This window comes from Phyllobacterium zundukense, from assembly GCF_025452195.1.
In the GTDB taxonomy this organism is placed as follows: Bacteria; Pseudomonadota; Alphaproteobacteria; order Rhizobiales; family Rhizobiaceae; genus Phyllobacterium; species Phyllobacterium zundukense_A.
On sequence record NZ_CP104973.1, the window covers coordinates 3146861 to 3164180 of the forward strand.

The 17320-nt window shown below is 58.5% G+C and carries 14 protein-coding genes; 6 read left to right on the forward strand and 8 right to left on the reverse strand.

Features of this window, described 5'->3' with window-relative positions:
- Nucleotides 1-247 precede the first annotated feature (247 nt).
- From N8E88_RS27765 to N8E88_RS27775, 3 genes are all read right to left on the reverse strand, one after another.
- A complete protein-coding gene (locus N8E88_RS27765; RefSeq protein ID WP_262293385.1) occupies nt 248-838 on the reverse strand; it encodes an anthranilate synthase component II in 591 nt (196 codons plus the stop codon).
- Nucleotides 835-2235 carry an aminodeoxychorismate synthase component I gene (pabB, locus tag N8E88_RS27770; protein ID WP_262293386.1) on the reverse strand — a complete coding sequence of 467 codons (1401 nt, stop codon included), beginning with the start codon at nt 2233-2235 and terminating at the stop codon, nt 835-837. The genes N8E88_RS27765 and pabB overlap by 4 nt, the downstream gene beginning before the upstream one ends.
- Nucleotides 2236-2495: 260 nt before the next feature.
- On the reverse strand, nt 2496-2918 hold the full coding sequence (locus N8E88_RS27775) for an Lrp/AsnC family transcriptional regulator (protein ID WP_262293387.1): 423 nt from the start codon (nt 2916-2918) through the stop codon (nt 2496-2498).
- Between the two features lie 167 nt (nt 2919-3085).
- Between N8E88_RS27775 and rocF the strand changes: the two genes are divergently transcribed.
- Both rocF and rocD read left to right on the forward strand, forming a co-directional pair.
- Nucleotides 3086-4075, forward strand: coding sequence for an arginase (gene rocF, locus N8E88_RS27780; protein ID WP_262293388.1), 990 nt, complete (start codon nt 3086-3088; stop codon nt 4073-4075).
- Nucleotides 4076-4095: 20 nt separating this feature from the next.
- Nucleotides 4096-5304: an ornithine--oxo-acid transaminase gene (gene rocD / locus N8E88_RS27785; protein ID WP_262295663.1), complete on the forward strand. Its 1209-nt coding sequence runs from the start codon at nt 4096-4098 to the stop codon at nt 5302-5304.
- A gap of 33 nt (nt 5305-5337) precedes the next feature.
- Here the strand turns inward: rocD and N8E88_RS27790 are convergent, their stop codons facing one another.
- The 3 genes from N8E88_RS27790 to N8E88_RS27800 are packed head-to-tail and all read right to left on the reverse strand — an operon-like array spanning nt 5338 to nt 11491.
- Nucleotides 5338-7782, reverse strand: a complete 2445-nt coding sequence (locus tag N8E88_RS27790) for a GcvT family protein (RefSeq protein ID WP_262293389.1) — start codon at nt 7780-7782, stop codon at nt 5338-5340.
- Nucleotides 7779-10226, reverse strand: a complete 2448-nt coding sequence (locus tag N8E88_RS27795) for a GcvT family protein (RefSeq protein WP_262293390.1) — start codon at nt 10224-10226, stop codon at nt 7779-7781. Before N8E88_RS27795 ends, N8E88_RS27790 begins: the two co-directional genes overlap by 4 nt.
- 32 nt (nt 10227-10258) lie before the next feature.
- Nucleotides 10259-11491 carry an aromatic ring-hydroxylating oxygenase subunit alpha gene (locus N8E88_RS27800; RefSeq protein ID WP_262293391.1) on the reverse strand — a complete coding sequence of 411 codons (1233 nt, stop codon included), beginning with the start codon at nt 11489-11491 and terminating at the stop codon, nt 10259-10261.
- Between the two features lie 150 nt (nt 11492-11641).
- Between N8E88_RS27800 and N8E88_RS27805 the strand changes: the two genes are divergently transcribed.
- On the forward strand, nt 11642-12550 hold the full coding sequence (locus N8E88_RS27805; RefSeq protein ID WP_262293392.1) for a LysR substrate-binding domain-containing protein: 909 nt from the start codon (nt 11642-11644) through the stop codon (nt 12548-12550).
- Here the strand turns inward: N8E88_RS27805 and N8E88_RS27810 are convergent.
- Nucleotides 12537-13028: a thioesterase family protein gene (locus N8E88_RS27810; RefSeq protein WP_262293393.1), complete on the reverse strand. Its 492-nt coding sequence runs from the start codon at nt 13026-13028 to the stop codon at nt 12537-12539. The genes N8E88_RS27805 and N8E88_RS27810 overlap by 14 nt on opposite strands.
- An 84-nt stretch (nt 13029-13112) precedes the next feature.
- Nucleotides 13113-14096, reverse strand: a complete 984-nt coding sequence (locus N8E88_RS27815; RefSeq protein ID WP_410010626.1) for a GlxA family transcriptional regulator — start codon at nt 14094-14096, stop codon at nt 13113-13115.
- A gap of 76 nt (nt 14097-14172) precedes the next feature.
- Here N8E88_RS27815 and N8E88_RS27820 point away from each other — a divergent pair, with 76 nt between their 5' ends.
- From N8E88_RS27820 to N8E88_RS27830, 3 genes are read left to right on the forward strand one after another with little or no spacing between them, the layout of a single operon-like run.
- Entirely contained in the window at nt 14173-15078 is a 906-nt protein-coding gene (locus N8E88_RS27820; protein WP_262293395.1) for a beta-keto acid cleavage family enzyme, read from the forward strand.
- Nucleotides 15079-15084: 6 nt separating this feature from the next.
- On the forward strand, nt 15085-16149 hold the full coding sequence (locus N8E88_RS27825; RefSeq protein WP_262293396.1) for a carnitine 3-dehydrogenase: 1065 nt from the start codon (nt 15085-15087) through the stop codon (nt 16147-16149).
- A gap of 4 nt (nt 16150-16153) precedes the next feature.
- Nucleotides 16154-17317, forward strand: coding sequence for an acyl-CoA dehydrogenase family protein (locus tag N8E88_RS27830; protein ID WP_262293397.1), 1164 nt, complete (start codon nt 16154-16156; stop codon nt 17315-17317).
- The last annotated feature ends 3 nt before the right edge of the window (nt 17318-17320 follow it).

A 17320-nucleotide genomic window follows, 5' to 3' on the forward strand; every position in this document is an offset into this window, starting at 1 on the left:
GTGGCTCTATGGATTATTTTTGACACTGCGCCGGATAAGTGACGGCGTGGTTCAGTTGAGTGTGTAGCGGATGATTGACGTTACGACCAACAGGAATATCGAACAAAGAGGCAAAAATAGCGGCGCCTTGAGGTTTATTGAGATTTGCGCCAGGACGAGTCGAAAATGGTGATTTTCGAGCACCGGAGCGCAGCGAACTTTTGGGTTCATGAGCACCGGCGCACAGAAAAACGCCATTTGCAGGCCGTCATGGCGCAAATCTCTTGAACCGGCGCGAAAGCCGCAGGAAATTGCCAAGCATGGCATGACCATATTCCGTCAATACTGATTCAGGGTGGAACTGCACACCATAGGTGGGGTGGCTAATATGGGTGAGCCCCATGATCTCGCCGGCATCGGATCGCGCGGTCACCGACAGATCGCTGCCATCCTTGACAGATTCCACGATCAGCGAGTGATAGCGGCCGGCGCGGAACGGGCTCGGCAGCCCCTTGAAGATGTCCGTCCCGCCATGATTGATAGCCGAGGCTCGCCCATGCATCGGTTCCTGCGCTCGCACGACCTTGCCGCCAAAGACTTCGCCGATGCATTGATGGCCAAGGCAGATGCCGAGAATCGGCACCTGTCCGCTCAACCTCTCGATAATCTCCATCGATTGCCCGGCTTCGCGCGGCCCGCACGGCCCTGGTGAAACGACAATTGCTTGGGGTGCGAGCTGCTCCACCTCCGCCGCGGTAATCGCGTCATTGCGGACCACCTGCGTGTCGACGCCAAGTTCAGCAAAGTAGCGCGCCACGGTGAATACGAAGGAGTCGTAATTGTCGATGATCAGGATCATGCCGCATCACCCTGATCGAAGACGGCAAAGATGCGCGCGGCCTTGTCCAGCGTTTCCTGATATTCCGCGGCTGGATCGGATAGCGCTGTAATACCGCCACCCGCTTGAAACACGGCCTTGCCGCCCTGAAACAGCACGGTGCGAATGCCGATATTGCCGTCGAAATTGCCATTGAACCCGATGAAACCGATCGAACCGCAATAGACGCCCCGCGCCTCGCGCTCGATCTCGGTGATGATCTCCATCGCCCGCAGCTTTGGTGCGCCTGTGATTGACCCGCCCGGGAAGGCTGCCCTGATCAGATCCATCAGGGATTTGCCTTCCATCAGCCGCCCCGTAACGGCGGAAACCAGATGATGGACGCTCGCATAGGTCTCGAGCCCGCAAAGAACGGGTGTCAGCACGGAATGCGGTCGGCAAACGCGGGAAAGATCGTTGCGCATCAAATCGACGATCATCAGGTTCTCGGCTCGATCCTTCTCCGATTTGAGAAGTATGTCGGCGAGATTCTTGTCTTCGTCGGGATCTGACGACCGCGGCATCGTTCCCTTGATCGGTCGCGTCTCGACCTGGTCGCCCTTCACCGCGACAAACCGCTCCGGCGAGCTCGACGCGATTACGATATCGCCGTGATCCAGATAGGCGGCAAAAGTTGCGGCATTACGCCGGCGCAGTGCCTTGTAGAACTGCCACTTTACAAAGCCTTCCGGCAAATCGGCGATAAAACGCTGCGCGATGTTGGCCTGGAAGATATCGCCGTCGAGGATATATTCCACCACCTTGGCAACGGACTGCATATAGGCGTCGCGCTCGAAATTCGATCGCCAGGACCCTCGCGCAATCCTCTGCTGCCCGACATTCGAAGTCTCCTGTTTTGGCTCTTTGAGATGCCGCAGGAACAATTCGGAACGCTCGATACTTTTCCTTTCCCGGGCAGCCTCGTCCGCTTCTGGCAATCCCGATGACAAAAGCCAGGCTTTTCCGGCCTGATGATCGAACGCCAGCACCACATCGTAGAAATACCAGGCGGCATCCGGCATCGAGCCTTGCGCCGGCGCATGGGGCTGCGGCAGGCGCTCCAGCAATCGCCCGAATTCATAAGAAAAATAGCCGATTGCGCCGCCCTGAAATGGCGGTAGACCGGGCTGATCATCGAGCCGGTAAAGGTCGCAATAGTGCGAAATCGCCTCGAGCGGGTGCCGGTCAACAGCGGCGCCATTCCAGCGCGCCACGCCCTTTTCCACGACGAGTTTGCCGAATGGATCCGCCGCCACATAGGAGTAGCGTCCAAGGGTGTCGTGACGCATGGCACTGTCGAGAAAGCTCAATCCCCCGAGCGGCAACAATCGCTCGGCAGCTTCGACAGGTTCCAGCCATGGAATCTCACGAATATGCAAACGACTCCTCCTCAACTACCAGGCAATACATAATGTACAACTTCTCTGATCCATCATGAGCGACAGCGTTGTGCGTGGTTCGACAGGCTCACCATGAGGGAGGTGGGTTGTTTGCATGATAAACTTCTCCGTTGCAGAAGTTAATGAATGTCAACAGTGCAGATTCTAACTCCTTGCAGTGCAAACCACCTCCCTCATGGTGAGCCTGTCGAACCACGCATGCCGCCACTGCACGCATTGGAATCGCACTCAATCACCAACTAACTTTTGCGAGTGGACAACAGAATACTTGTCTCCGTCGAGGTGATTCCGTCAATATGGCGAATGTCGCGCAATGTCCGGTCAAAGGCCTCCAGGGTCTCGACTTCGATTTCGGCAACGATATCCCAGCGCCCGTTCGTGGTATGCAGCGCACGGATTTCCGGAAAGCCTTGCAACCGCCGCACAACCTTTTCTGCGGCTTGCCCCGCAACCTCGATCATGGCAACGGCCCGGACGCCATAAATGCCCGCACCTGCCTTCAAGTTGACGGTGAAACTCTGAATCGTGCCGTTTGTGGTCAGTCTGTCGATACGCGTCCGCACCGTAGCACGCGAAATACCCAGAATCGTTGCCATGGATGAAACCGGCAGGCGGCAATCATCCCGCAGCAAAGACAATAATTTGCGGTCTACATCATCCATCGTCTTCCAATCTGATCAAATTGATTGAGCAAAATGCGCATTAATATGTGCATTTCTATCAGGATGCTGTCTTTTTGTCACCGCGTCGAAGTGCCAATATCACTGCCGAAACGTGATAATCTTGGTTAGATCCCTGACCCCTTCAAACGCGAGAGTGACAGCTGTTCATGAACATGCAGAACAATTTCGAGGACACGCACAAGCAGAAGCTGACCGTCATCGGCGCGCCGATCGAAGAAGGTGCCGGAAGGCTTGGCGCATTGATGGGGCCCGCTGCGCTGCGCACTGCCGGGCTGATCCATATGCTCGAAGATCTTGGCCACCCGGTGGAAGATCGCGGTGATTTGCGTCTCCCGAAGACATTGCCTGTTGTTCCGCCTGTCCAGGGTCTTGCGCATTACATCGAGAAAATCGCTGCCTGGTCCCGCATGCTGGCCGTCGAGACCTATGACGCAATGATAAACGGCACGTTCCCGGTCATTCTTGGCGGCGATCATAGCCTGTCCATGGGATCGATTGGCGGCGTCGCGCGCTATTGCGAAGAGCACAACCGCGAATTGTTTGTGCTCTGGCTCGACGCGCATTCCGATTTCAATACGCCCGCCACCTCACCATCCGGCAACATGCACGGCATGTCGGCAGCGCTCCTTTGCCGCGAACCCGGCCTTGAAGGCGTCTTTGGCGATGAGCCGCATGGTTTCGTCAAACCGGAAAACCTGCATCTTTTCGGCATTCGCTCCATCGACAAGACCGAACGCGTCCTTCTGCGTGAGCGAGGCATCGATGTCATCGACATGCGACAGATCGATGAGTTCGGCGTTGTCAAACTGCTGCGGCGCATTATCGAGCGCGTACAGAAGGCCAACGGCATCCTGCATGTCAGTTTTGATGTGGATTTCGTCGATCCGTCCTTTGCACCGGGCGTCGGAACCACCGTTCCTGGCGGCGCGACCTACCGCGAAGCGCATCTCGTCATGGAGATGCTGCACGATTCCGGCGTCGTCGGTTCGCTCGATGTGGTTGAGCTCAACCCGTTTCTGGATGAGCGCGGCAAGAGTGCCCTGCTGCTCGTCGATCTCGTTGCCAGCCTGTTCGGCCGGCAGATTTTCGACAAACCGACATTATCCGAACAGAGCGCTGCCGCTCTGAACGTATGACACAATAGGAGGATATTTTGCTGCACACAGCCGCTGATTTGATTTCGACGGAATCCCGCCTCGGGGCGCACAACTACAAGCCGCTCGATGTGGTGCTGGAGCGCGGCGAAGGCGTGTACGTATGGGATATCGACGGCAATCGCTACCTTGACTGCCTCTCAGCCTATTCGGCCGTCAACCAGGGCCATTGCCATCCCAAAATCCTGAAAGCAATGACCGAACAGGCAGGCAAGCTCACGCTCACCTCCCGCGCCTTCCGCAATGACCAGTTGGCCCTGTTCTACGAAGAACTCGCCGCCCTCACCGGCTCGCATAAGATCCTGCCGATGAACAGCGGCGCAGAAGCTGTCGAAACCGCCATCAAGGCCGTGCGCAAATGGGGTTACGAGGTCAAGGGCGTTCCGGAAAACGCCGCAGAAATCATCGTCTGTTCGGATAATTTCCATGGCCGCACCATGGGTATCGTCGGCTTCAGCACCGATCCTTCGGCCCGCGATAATTTCGGCCCGTTCGCGCCGGGCTTCAAGGTCGTCCCCTTTGGCGATACCGACGCGTTTGCAGCGGCACTGACCCCCAACACCGTCGGTTTTCTTGTCGAGCCGATCCAGGGCGAAGCCGGCGTGATCATTCCGCCGAAGGGCTATTTCACCAAGGTGCGCGAACTTTGCACCGAGAATAACGTCACGCTCATCCTCGATGAAATCCAGACCGGTCTTGGCCGCACCGGCGCCTTGCTTGCCGAAGCGCACGAAGGCATCGAAGCGGACGTAACGTTGATCGGCAAGGCGCTCTCCGGTGGTTTTTACCCAGTCTCGGCGGTGCTTTCCAACAGTGATGTTCTCGGCGTGCTCAAGCCCGGACAGCACGGCAGCACCTTTGGTGGAAATCCGCTCGCCTGCGCTATTGCCCGCGCCGCGCTGCGGGTGCTCACCGAAGAAGACATGATCGAGAATTCCCGCATCGAGGGCGACTATTTCCTGCAGGAGCTCAAAGGCATTCGCAGCAATATCGTGCGCGAAGTACGCGGCCGCGGGCTGATGCTGGCGGTCGAACTGCATCCGGAAGCAGGCGGCGCCAACCGTTTCTGCTACGAGCTCAAGGCGCGCGGCATCCTCGCCAAGGACACCCATGGCGATACGATCCGCATCGCTCCGCCACTCGTCATCAAGCGAGATCAGGTCGATTGGGCGCTGGAGCAGTTCAATACGGTGCTCACCAGGATGAATTGAGTTGGATAGCTGGCCGGGCAAACCCGGCCAGTTCTACATCCTCACCCGCTCGGCCTTTGGATCGTACATCGGCCGCAGTGAGGCCTCGGCCTTCACGCGGACACCGGCTATCTCGATCTCGTAATCGGAAGCCAGCACCTGTTCGGCGCTCTCGCCCTTGCTTGGCACGTATCCGAGCCCGATCGCACCGCCGAGATAATGCCCGTAATTGCCGGATGTGATCGTCCCGACGATCTTGCCATCGCGGACGATCGCCTCGTTGTGAAAGAGCAGCGGTTCGGAATCAGTCAGGCGGAATTGCACGAGACGGCGATCAAGCCCTGTGTCCTTCTTCCTCAGTACAGCATCCCGGCCGATGAAATCGCCCTTGTCGGCCTTCACCGCAAAGCCAAGCCCTGCCTCCAGCACATGATCCTCGTCGGTGATGTCATGGCCGAAATGCCGGAAGGCTTTTTCGATACGGCAGGAGTCCAGCGTGTGCAGGCCGCACAGTTTCAAGCCAAGGTCCTTGCCTGCTTCTTCGATTGCCTCGAAAACATGTGCCGTCTGCTCCGTCGAGACATAAAGCTCCCAGCCGAGTTCGCCAACATAGCTCACGCGGTGCGCCCGTGCTAATCCCATGCCGATTTCGATCTCGCGTGCCGTCCCAAAGGGATTGGCTTCATTCGAAAAGTCATTCGGGCTGATCTTCTGGATCAGTTCGCGTGAGGCAGGCCCCATCAGGCAAAGCACGGACTCCGCGGCAGTCACGTCTGTGATGACGACGAACTCGTCCTTGAGGTGCTTGCGCATCCAGGCAAGGTCGCGCTGCAACGTCGCACCGGGCACCACAGCGAAAAACGCCGTGTCCGACAGCCGCGTGATCGTCAGGTCGCTCTCGATCCCGCCGCGATTGTTGAGCATCTGCGTGTAGACAATGCGGCCGGGCTCCACATCCAGCTGATTGGCACAAAGCTTCTGCAGAAACGCCAGGGCATCGCGGCCCTCGATACGTATCTTGCCAAACGACGTCATGTCGAAGAGGCCGACATTGTTGCGCACTGCAAGGTGTTCATCGCGCTGGTTCTCGAACCAGTTCTGCCGCTTCCACGAATAGCGGTATTCGCGCTCCTGCCCCTCTTTGGCAAACCAGTTGGCGCGCTCCCATCCCGCAACTTCGCCAAATACGGCGCCCCGCGCCTTCAGATGCTCATGGATCGGCGAGCGGCGGATATTGCGCGATGTTGCCATTTGCCGGTACGGGAAATGATCGGCATAGAGCAGCCCGAGTGTTTCCGACACCCGTTCCTTCAAATACCGGCGGTTTTTCTGGAAGGGCTGCGCCCGGCGAATGTCCACCTCCCACAGATCGAAAGGCGCTTCGCCATCGTTTATCCATTGCGCAAGCGCCATCCCGGCGCCGCCGGAGGAAACAATACCGATGGAATTATAACCCGCTGCAACCCAGTAACCGCCAAGTTCCGGCGCTTCGCCGAGGTAGTAGCGGTCGTCGGGGGTGAAGCTTTCGGGACCATTGAAGAATGTATGGATACCGGCAGTGCCGAGCATCGGCATGCGGTTGACGCCCATTTCAAGGATCGGCTCGAAATGCTCGAAGTCTTCCTGCAACTGGTCGAAACAGAAGTCCTCGGAAATACCGTTCATGCCCCAGGGCTTGGCAATCGGTTCGAAAGCGCCGAGCATCATCTTGCCGGCATCTTCCTTGTAGTAGGCGCATTCATCCGGAACGCGCAGCACCGGCAGACGCCCGAGCCCCTCGATGGCTTCGGTGACGAGATAGAAGTGCTCGCAAGCATGCAGCGGCACAGTCACGCCCGACGTTCCCGCCAGATCGCGCGCCCACATCCCCGCGCAGTTGATCACGACATCGGTCTCGATCGTGCCATGCTCTTCACCTTGCGCCCAGGTAACTCCAGTCACCCGGCCATTTTTCTTGAGAACTTCGGTGACCTTGACGTTCTCGACAATCTTCGCACCGCGCTGGCGCGCACCCTTGGCAAGTGCCATGGCGATATTGGCCGGGTCGCACTGCCCGTCTAGGGGCAGATGCACCGCACCAACCACATCCTCGATATTAAGATGCGGATACATCTCCTTGACTTCGCGCGGAGAAATCTCGCGCACGTCGACATCGAATGCCCTTGCCAACGACGCCTGACGGTAGATCTCGTGCTTGCGTTCCTCGGTCAGCGCGACGGTGATCGAGCCGACCTGACGCATGCCGGTGGCGACCTCGGTCTCGGCCTCCAGCTTGACGTAGAGGTCCGCGGAATATTTGGCGAGCCGTGTCATGTTCTGCGAGGCGCGCAATTGACCTATCAACCCTGCCGCATGCCAGGTAGTACCAGACGTGAGCTGTTTGCGCTCAAGCAAAACGATGTCGGTCCAGCCGAGCTTGGCCAGATGATAGGCGACGGAACAGCCGGAGATGCCGCCACCAATGATGACGGCGCGGGCCTTCGTGGGAAGGGAGCTCATGCGCGAATTCTTTCGTTCTTGGGGTCCCACAGCGGTTGGTCAGGATGGACCGTTGCCTTGAAGCGCTCGCCGAAGATTTCTACCTCAACTTCTGTGCCGGGTTCAGTGAGTTCCGTCTTCAGCATGCCGCGCGCAATTGATTTGTCGATGCGATGGCCCCAACCGCCCGACGTTGTCTCGCCGACGATATTGCCGTCGTGCCAGAGCGTCGACATGTACGGCGCGTCGCAATCGCCCGCGTCGACGGTCAGCGTCACGAAGCGTTTCTTCACGCCCTGCTGCTTTTCACTCTCGAGCGCTGCCTTGCCGAGAAATTCCGGCTTTTCCCACTTGATGAAGCGTTCGAGCCCGCTTTGCAGCGGCGTATAATCCGTTGACAGGTCACCCTTCCACGCGCGGTAACCCTTTTCCAGACGCAGCGAATCGAGCGCGAACATGCCGAACGGTTTGATCCCGTATTCCTGCCCCGCCTCCCATACCGCATCGAAAATCGCCGCCGTATCTGCCACCTTGGTGTGGACTTCCCAGCCGAGCTCACCGGCAAACGATACCCGCACCAGCTGGCAATAGCGCCCGGCAATCTGCGTCGTCTGATGCGACAGCCAGGTTTTTTCGAGATCGGCATCACAGATATCGCGGAACAGATCGCGCGCCTTCGGCCCGGTCACGATCTGGCACGAGAAGTCGTCAGTTACATTGCTGATGCTGATCGAACTGTCTTTCGGCAAATGATTGAGCAACCAGTCGCGATCATGCCATTCGGCAACGCCGGCGGTGATCAGAAAGAACACGTCCTCGTCGATCGCCATTATCGACATTTCAGTGACGACGCGGCCCTTGTCATCGGAGAAGTAGCCAAGGCCGATACGTCCGGGCTTGGGAACGATGCCCGTAGTCAACGTCGACAGCCATGCGCGCGCGCCCTCGCCGCTTACCTTGAAGCGTGAGAAACCCGGCAGATCGAGAATACCGACCGCATCGCGCACCGCATGGCACTCTTCGCGAATACGCTCCTGCCAGGGTCCATCGCGCAGGAATGTCTGCGTGGATTCTTCGGACGTGTCATCGCCCGGTTGCGCGTACCAGTTGGCCCGCTCCCAGCCATTATAGGCACCAAACTGCGCACCGAACTCAGCGATGCGGTCGTGGATCGGCGAAAGTTTCTTGTTGCGTCCCGCCGGCCATGTGTGGCGCGGGAAATGGATTGCATATTCATGCCCGTAGACTTCAACACCCTTGGCGACACAATAGTCAGGATCGGTGAAAGCGGTAAACCGGCGCGGATCGCATGACCACATATCCCACTCCGTCGCGCCCTCGGTCACCCATTCGGCGAGGACCTTGCCCGCCCCGCCGGCCTGCGCGATGCCGAAGGTGAAGACACAGGCTTCGAACGCGTTGGGAACGCCCGGCATCGGGCCAATCAGTGGGTTGCCGTCGGGCGCATAGGGAATCGGACCGTTGATGATCTTCGACAGGCCCGCCGTGCCAAGTATCGGCACGCGTGCGATGGCATCGTTCAGATACCACTCGAGCCGCTCCAGATCGTCTGGGAAAAGCTGGAAGGAGAAGTCGTCAGGCATCGGATCGTCGGAAGTCGCCCAATGCGCCCGGCAATTGCGCTCGTACGGCCCGAGATTCATGCCGTTCTTTTCCTGCCGAAGATAATAGGACGAATCCACATCGCGCAGCAGCGGCAGCTTCTGGCCATGCTCGCGCGACCAGGCGGCGATCTCGGGAATTTCATCGAACAGCAAATATTGATGGCTCATCACTATCATCGGCACATCGCGGCCGAACATCCTGCCGATTTCCTGCGCGCGATATCCTGCAGCATTGACCACGTATTCGCAGCGAATCTCGCCCTGAGGCGTCGAGATGATCCACTCGTCATTCTCACGTCTCGCGCCCGTGACAGGGCAAAACCGGATGATCTTGGCGCCGAGATCGCGTGCGCCCTTGGCCAGCGCCTGCGTCAACTGCGCCGGATCGATATCGCCATCATTGGGATCGTAGAGCGCGCCTTCCAGCTCATGCGTCGCAATGAACGGATAGCGACCGTTGATCTCATCGACCCCAAGCACATCGATATCCATGCCCTGGTAGCGGCCCATGCTCTTCACGCGCTGGAATTCGCGCATCCGCTCCTTGGTGTGCGCCAGTCGCAGCGAGCCGGTGACATGGTAGTTCATGGGATAATCGACTTCGGCAGCCAGCCCGCGGTAGAGTTCTGCCGAATAACGCTGCATGTTCATCACTGACCAGGAGGCCGAAAACGTCGGCACATTGCCCGCTGCATGCCATGTCGATCCCGACGTCAGCTCGTTCTTTTCAAGCAGCACGCAATCGGTCCAGCCCGCTTTGGCGAGATGGTAAAGCGACGAAACGCCGACCGCCCCGCCACCGATGATGACGACGCGCGCCGACGTTGGAAAATCAGACATACAAACTCCCCTGTGGTCTCATGCTTTTTCAATTATGGCCGCGCGATTTCATCGAGGTACCACTGGATGTATCGCAGTTCATTATATTCCATCGGCGCGATCGGACCCGGCACGAAATAATGCGAGCGGACGCCGCGCGCCGTATGCTCGATGATCGTCTTGTCTTCGGCAGTCGTCACCTTCCACAGCCAGGTCAGCTTTTCGAGGTCGTAGTCCCTGCCTTCTTCGGCATCGCCGCGCACCAGCCAGATCAGTTCCATCTCGCACGTATCGACGCTTTTCGGAATGAACCGATAGATCATGCCATGGTCTGGATAGCACACGAGGAAGCTCGTGCCGCCAAGATGGATCGACGTAACGCCGCCATCAAATTCCGAGAAGCGCCCCATCAGCGGCCCGACGGGCGAACCATCCTCGCTGCCGCTGGAAACGCCGTCATAGAGCGCATAGCGGAACGTATGAATTGTTTCCTGGCCGTGCGCCGAACTCTGCCAGTGGTCGCCGGTGGCAATGTCGATGCCAAGCGCACAGGTGCGCTGTTCCATGCGTGCGTTCAGCTCAACGATCTTCTCGGCAGGCTGCTCCAGCGCATGCGTCTGCGAGTATTCCGGGTGAGCCGGTCCACAGTGATAACATTCCACGTAATTCTCGACTGCAAGCTTCCAGTTGGCATCGACCGGATAGGTCTCGCGGTGTGCGACCTTGGCGTCAGCCCAGCCATACTGACCGCAAGTCGTCCGTAGTGACTGTTCGATAATGGAAAAATCCAGTGGTTCGTCGGCAAAGCAGATGAAGATCAGCCCCTCGGCTACCCTCACATGCAGCTTCTTCAAGCCATGGGCGCTGCGATCGAAATCCTTCGGCATCAGCCGCGCCGCACGCAGACTGCCATCATTGGTGTATGTCCAGGCATGATAGGGGCAGACGAAGAAGCGCGCATTCCCCTTCTGCTTGGTGCAGACCTCGGCACCGCGGTGGCGGCAAACATTCAAAAAGGCATGGATTGAACCGTCGTCGGTGCGTGAAACGATCACCGCCTCGCTGTCGATCTTGAAAAGCTCGAAATCTCCGGCATCGGGAATGATGCTGGCGTGGCCGATGCAGTGCCAATGACGCCGGAACACCCGCTCCATATCACGCGCATAGACGTCAGGATCCATATAGAACGCACGAACGAGGCCGTGACCGGCTTTGTGCCCGGCGATCAGTTGATCGATCTTGTCCAGAGACGGCGCAATTTCCACCAAGGCCTGTTCTGCACCCATTTCATTCTCCGAAAAGATTGTTCCCGGACGCCCTGTTATTTTTGACCGCGCCGCAGTTTAGAATGATTCCGCATTGCACCGCATTCAAGCGATCGTTACTCATACAGACATGAATTATTCTCAAGCATCCAGTCACAGGGTTTTCGGGCCATGATGTCGAAGCCCCGCATTCCGCCGCTTGGCTCCCTTCGGGCGTTCGAAGCATCAGCCCGATTGTTGAGTTTCCGGCTTGCTGGAGAAGAACTCGGCGTAACGCAATCCGCCATCAGCCACCGGATCGCCGAACTTGAAACCATTCTCGGCGTCAAGCTGTTCGAACGCCTGCCGCGCGGCGTGTCGCTGACTGACGCCGGCACGCTTTACTATCCCTATATGCGCGACGCCTTTGAAAAGATCGCGCGCGGCACGGCGCTGATCAATCGGATCGGCACGACCGACGATCTTGCATTGGAGACTTATGCAACCTTCGCCATCCGCTGGCTGATCCCGCGGCTGACGGACTTCCGCAAGGTCAATCCCAATCTCGCCATCCGCATCGGCACCAGCCAGCTCGATTGGGAGCTCAACATCGATAGCTCCGACATCGGCATCATCCACACCACCCGGCCGGAGCGCATGAACCTGCACTACCGCCTGCTGGTCAAGGCGGAAATGAGACCCGTGTGCAGTCCGCAAGTGGCTGCGCGGATCGAAGGCGACGTTGGAGCCAAAGCGCTGGCCAAAGTGCCACGCCTCGCGCTTTATACCTCCCCCGAGGATTGGGGCACGTGGCTGGAGGCGGCTGGCATCGCCGATACCGCGCAGGCGGTAACGTTGAAGTTCGACACCTATCTTGCCGCCCTGCAATCGGCACTCGACGGTCAGGGCCTCGCCGTTGCACCGGATTTTCTGGTGGCTGATGACATCATGGCCGGGCGGCTTGTGGCCCCGTTCCCGCTGAAAGTTCCGCAGCCCGGCGCCTGGTATATGATCTGCCGCAAGGAGCGCGTCGGCGAAACCCGCATCCGCCAATTCGAGCGCTGGCTGGTTGAACAGTTCGGCGGAACTACTTCCGCTTGATCCCGATCGATCGGCCAACCCGCGCAGGCAGTGGCAGCTTGGAATGGGCTTGCTTGTAAAACTCGAGCGTCGGCAAAATGTCATCGGGAAACGGCACGACCTTGGGGCCGTTCATATCCACATGCAGCGACATTACCTCTGCGGTCGCCGCCACCCAGCCATCCTGGTGCACGATCTCATTATACGTGTGCAGACGCTTGGCATCGAAATCGATCAACTGGCTGGTAACCGTCACGATATGGTCGAGATGAATTTCCTGCACGTAGCAGATATGCACTTCGGCGGTGTAGATCGTCAGCTTGCGTTCGGCGGCATATTTCGGGCCGAAGCCCAATTCGGCAAGAAACTCATCGCCGCCCCGGTCGAAAACCACGTTGTAGTACGCCATGTTCAGGTGGCCATTATAGTCGATCCACTCCTTCTCCATGGCAATCGGCGCGGACCGGTACAGTTGACCTTGCAAATTTTCGGCTGACATTGTGGGCTCCTGACTGGATGGCGCAACTATTCGATCGCGGGTTGAAACATGAAGTCCATGCAGCTGCTTTGTCAAAAGCGACGCTCAATGAACAGCCCGGAAAGCGCTTGGCGGCTTACCTTCGAAATTGCGGAAGGTTCTGGTGAATGCCGATGCCGATGAAAAGCCTGTGCGCGCGGCGATATCTGCCAGCGGCGATTTCGTATCGGTAATCAGCCGCCGCGCCACTTTCAGCCGCAGCCGAAGATAATACCGGCCCGGCCCCTCGCCGACAGCTTTGGCAAAGATCTTCTCAAGACTTCGGGCGCTCAGGCCAGAGCGCTTGGCAATGGCGCCGATGGTCAACGGCTGTTCGATATGGCGCTCCATCAAGCGAATGGCACCCGCGAGCTTCGGATGCACATCGTCGAGCCGTCCCAGCGAAACCAGCGGCTGCGCATCGTTCGAGGCATGCGTCCCGTCATAGATGAACACGCTCGCCACATCGAGCGCGACAGACATGCCATAGCGCGAGCGGATCAGATGCAGCATGAGATCGAAGGTTGGCGAGGCGCCGCCGCTCGTGAAAACCGGCCCATCGATGACGTAGCGGTCTGGCCGAATATCCGCATCGGGAAACTCGGCCGTAAACTCCTCCATGTCCTCCCAATGCGTGGTCGCCTTTCGACCCGAGAGAAGTCCGGCGCGGCCAAGCAGCCAGGAACCAGCCTCGATGCCGCCAATCATCTGGTAATTGTGCACAGCACGGCGCAAATTGGCCGTGAACGTCGTGCGCGCAATGTCGGACGTACCAAAACCTCCGACAACCAATAATATATCGCCTTTTTTTGATGCATCAAATGAACCAGACACAGCAATCGGCAAACCACATGTGGTCATTGTCGGTTCGCCGTCGAGTGATACAATTCGCCAGTTGAACAGATTTGCACCTGACACGCGATTCGCCGCACGCATCGGATCGATCGTCGATGCCACGCACATGAGCGAGGCGCCGCTGAAAACCAGAACGGTCACCTGCAGCGGTTCGGAACTTGACGAAAAGAGTGGCGATGTTTCGCTATTCATCAATTCCTATTCGTATATTGCAAAGCATCGCCTGGCAATGGGGGCATGATCGTTTCAACGAGAACATGGGAGATTTACAATGGGACTCACCCCCAATCGCGAAGTATTCATCACCTGCGCCGTGACCGGTGCGGGCGATACCACAGGCCGTTCCGACAAGGTTCCGGTCACGCCGCGTCAGATCGCCGATGAATGCATCGCCGCGGCAAATGCTGGCGCAGCCATCGCGCATATTCACGTGCGTGACCCCAAGACCGGCAAGGGTTCGCGCGATGTTGCGCTCTATGCGGAGGTCGTCGAGCACATCAAGGCGTCAGGCGTCGATATGGTGCTGAACCTTACCGCAGGCATGGGCGGCGATCTCACGCTCGGCAGCGTGGAACAGCCAATGCCGCCTTCGCTCGACGGCACTGATATGGCGGGCGCAACCGAACGGCTGGAACACGTGGCAAAGCTCCGCCCGGAAATCTGCACGCTCGATTGCGGCACGATGAATTTCGGCGAAGGTGATTATGTCATGACCAACACGCCTGCCATGCTCAAAGCCATGGCGGCCCAGATAAAGGCGCTTGGTGTGCGGCCGGAGGTGGAAATCTTCGATACGGGCCACCTGCTTCTGGCCAAGTGGCTCTACGACCAGAAATTGCTTGAAGATCCGGTCATGGTGCAGCTTTGCATGGGCATTCCGTGGGGCGCTCCGGATGATATCAACACGCTGCTGGCGTTGACCAACAACCTCCCGTCGAACTGGACATTCTCGGCTTTCTCCATCGGCCGCAACCAGATGCCCTATGCGGCGATGGCGATGCTGGCGGGCGGCAATATCCGCGTTGGACTTGAAGACAATATCTGGCTCGACAAGGGCGTTCTTGCCACCAATGGCCCGTTGGTCGAACGCGCCGTAAAGGTCGCGGAAGGCATGGGCGCTCGCATTCTCGGACCGAACGAAGTCCGCGAGCGCATGAAATTAACGAAGGGCTGGTAAGAAATCATGGCAGGGATTCGCAAGGCCGCGGCTATCGGCGGCGGTGTTATCGGAGCGGGCTGGGTAGCTCGCCTCCTCCTCAATGGCATCGATGTTTCGATCTTCGATCCGGATCCGGAAGCCGAGCGCAAGGTCAGCGAGGTGATGAAGAATTCACGCCGCGCCTATAAGACAATGGTGCCGGGTGGCTTGCCGAAGGAAGGCAAGCTGACATTTGCCAAGTCGATCGAGCAGGCCGTCGCTGGCGCCGACTTCATTCAGGAAAGCGTGCCGGAGCGGCTCGACCTGAAGCATAAGGTGCTGGCGGAGATCGACAAACACGCGGCGGTCGATGCCATCGTCGGTTCTTCGACTTCGGGCATTCTTCCCTCGGACATGCAGACTGCGATGAAGCATCCGGAAAGGCTGGTCGTCGGCCATCCTTATAATCCCGTCTACCTCCTTCCCCTCGTTGAGATCGTCGGCGGCAAGCAGACCTCGCCGGAGGCCGTCGAAAAGGCCCGGGAACTTTATACTTCGATCGGCATGAAGCCGGTGGTGATCCGCAAGGAAATCGAAGCCTTCGTCGGCGACCGCCTGCTAGAAGCCGTCTGGCGCGAATCCCTGTGGCTGATCAAGGACGACATCACGACGGTTGAAGAGCTCGACGACATCATCCGCTATTCGTTCGGCATTCGCTGGGCACAGATGGGCATGTTCCAGGTCTACCGCGTTGCTGGTGGTGAAGCCGGTATGCGCCACTTCATCGCGCAGTTCGGTCCATGCCTGTCATGGCCGTGGACCAAACTGATGGACGTGCCGGAACTTGATGAGGAGCTGGTCGACAAGATTGCCAACCAGTCCGACGAACAGGCGCATGGCCTGTCGATCCGCGAGCTTGAGCGTATCCGCGACGATAATCTCGTGGCCATCATGGAAGCACTCTCCAAGCAGAACAAGGGCAAGGGCTGGGGTGCAGGCGCACTTCACAACGACTACACCAAGCGTCTGTCGAAGCTGGCGCAGAAGCCTGCCGTTTCCAAGGCAGCCACCAAGGCGGTCGCCAGCAAGCCCAAGAAAAAGAAAGGGTAAGGCCATGGATTTCGGTCTTTCGGAGGAGCAAAGGCTGATCGTCGATACGACACGCGCCTTTGTCGAGAACGAACTCTATCCGCATGAAGCAGAGGTCGAGCGCACCGGCGTCCTGCGCAAGGAACTGGCTGATGAGCTGAAGCAAAAGGCAATCGAAGCCGGGCTTTATGCTGCCAACATGCCTGAAGAGATCGGCGGTGCCGGTCTCGATACCGTGACGTGGCTGCTCTACGAAAAGGAACTCGGCCGCGCCAATTATGCGCTGCACTGGACCTGCGTTGGACGCCCTTCCAATATCCTGCTCGCCGGCACCGACGCGCAGAAGGAAAAGTACCTGTTTCCTTGCATTCGAGGTGAAAAGTCGGATTGCCTGGCGATGACCGAACCCGGCGCCGGTTCCGACCTGCGCGGCATGAAGGCGACCGCCGTTGAAAAAGGCGGCGATTGGGTCGTCAACGGTACCAAGCATTTCATCAGCCACGCCGTCGAAGCGGATTTCGTCATCCTCTTCGTTGCATCCGGCGAGGAAGACACGCCGCGCGGCAAGAAAAAGAAGATCACGGCGTTTTTCGTCGACAAGGGTCATCCCGGCATGACCATCCGCGAGGGCTATCGCAACGTTTCGCATCGCGGTTATACCAATGCGATCATCGAATTCGACGATTGTCGCCTGCCAAAGGAGCAGATCCTCGGCGAAGTTCACAAGGGCTTCGAAGTTGCCAATACCTGGCTCGGCGCAACCCGCCTCCAGGTGGCGGCCACCTGTCTCGGCCGCGCTGAACGCGCGCTTGGCCACGCCATCGAATATGCGGCGCAACGCCAGCAATTCGGCCAGCAGATCGGCAAGTTCCAGGGCGTGTCATTCAAGCTGGCGGACATGGCGACGGAACTGAAAGCCGCCGACTTGCTTACCTTCGAGGCTGGCTGGAAATTCGACCAGGGCACAGTCACGGATCAGGACATGGCGATGGCAAAACTGAAGGCCACTGAAATGCTTGCCTTCGTCGCCGACGAGGCTATCCAGATCCATGGCGGCATGGGCCTGATGGATGACCTGCCGCTCGAGCGCATCTGGCGCGACGCCCGCGTCGAGCGCATATGGGAAGGCACATCTGAAATCCAGAGGCACATCATCTCGCGTGCCCTGCTCCGCCCGCATGGCGCGTAACGG